The sequence below is a fragment of the Micromonospora sp. NPDC047753 genome (genome assembly GCF_040642735.1).
Lineage (GTDB): Bacteria > Actinomycetota > Actinomycetes > Mycobacteriales > Micromonosporaceae > Micromonospora.
Genome location: NZ_JBEYSL010000832.1, coordinates 1 through 1,588, shown reverse-complemented (window position 1 = coordinate 1,588; position 1,588 = coordinate 1). Strand labels below are relative to the sequence as shown.

Sequence of the window (1,588 nt, the reverse complement as noted above, 5' to 3'; positions counted from 1 at the left end):
CCACGATGGTGGGCACGCTCATTCCCGGCCGGGGGCCCTTGGGTGGTCGCTCCCGCAGCCCCCACGCGCTCTCGATGGCCGGCGGGAGTACGGGCCCGCCGTCGTCTGTCTTCGCCGCCACATTTCCTCCTTGCCCTGCCATCCTAGTTCTGCGTATGGTCTACGCATAACAGCGTACGTCATACGCAGAAGGAGAACTGATCATGGCGATCACCACCACACCGGCACCGCGGGCGGGCCGACGGGAGTGGATCGGGCTCACCGTGCTGATGCTGCCGCTGCTCCTGGTCTCGATGGACGTGTCGGTGCTCTACTTCGCCGTCCCGTTCATCAGCGCGGAGTTGCGCCCCACCGCCACCGAGCAGCTCTGGATCTTCGACATCTACGGCTTCGTGCTGGCCGGGCTGCTCATCACCATGGGCGCCCTGGGTGACCGGATCGGCCGACGCCGGCTCCTGCTGATCGGCGCCACCGCGTTCGGCGCGGCGTCGCTGCTGGCCGCGTACGCCGACAGCACCGCGACGCTCATCGCCGCGCGTGCCGTGCTCGGCGTCGGTGGGGCCACCCTGATGCCCTCGACGCTCGCGCTGGTGCGCAACATGTTCCACGACGCCAAGCAGCGCGGCACGGCCATCGCCGTCTGGACCGCCACTCTCACCGGCGGCATCGCGATCGGGCCGGTGCTCAGCGGCATCCTGCTGGAGCACTTCTGGTGGGGCTCGATCTTCCTGATCAACATCCCGGCGATGCTGATGTTGCTACTGCTCGTGCCGCTCCTGGTGCCCGAGTTCCGCAACCCGGCGACCGGGCGGTTCGACCTGGTCAGCGCGGCCCTGTCGCTCGGCGCGCTACTGCCGGTGATCTACGGCATCAAGGAGATGGCCCGGGACGGCCTCAGCCCGGCGCGCGTCCTCGCCATCGTCGGCGGTCTGCTGGTGGGGGCGCTCTTCCTGCACCGGCAGCGGACCCAGGCGTACCCGATGGTCGACCTCACGCTGTTCCGCCGCCGCGGCTTCGCCGGATCGCTCGCTGTCAACCTGCTGGCGATGTTCGCCATCGTCGGCTTCGCCATTTTCACCACCCAGCACCTCCAACTGGTGCTCGGCCTGAGCCCGCTGCGGGCGGCACTGTGGAGCCTCGTGCCGTCCCTCGCCGTCGGCGGAGTCGCGCCGGCCGCGGCCGCCCTCGCCCAGCGCGTCGAACGGGCGTACCTGATCGGTACGGGGTTCGGAATCGCCGTGGTCGGTTTCGTGGTGTTGACCCGGGTCACCCCGGAGACGCCGCTGTGGCTGCTGCTCGTCGGCGCCAGTGTCTACGCCGCCGGCCTGGTGATGGTGATGTCTCTCGTCACTGAGCTGGTCATCGGCGCGGCACCGCCCGAGCAGGCAGGTGTCGCCTCGGCGCTGACCGAGTCCAGCAGCGAGCTGGGCGGTGCGCTGGGGATGGCGATCCTGGGCAGCGTGGGCGCGGCGGTCTACCGCCGCGAGATCGTCGACGGCCTGCCGGCCGGGCTGCCCGCCGACACCACCGACGCGGCCCAGGAGACCCTGGCCCGCAAAACGTGTCGGCGCTCGCCGCCCCGCTGAAC

At 70.4% G+C, this 1,588-nt stretch carries 1 protein-coding gene; it reads left to right on the top strand.

What is annotated here, in order from left to right; translation table 11 throughout:
- The first annotated feature begins 203 nt into the window (after positions 1 to 203).
- A complete protein-coding gene (locus ABZ749_RS34990) occupies positions 204 to 1,586 on the top strand; it encodes an MFS transporter (protein ID WP_357235652.1) in 1,383 nt (460 codons plus the stop codon).
- Positions 1,587 to 1,588: the final 2 nt, after the last annotated feature.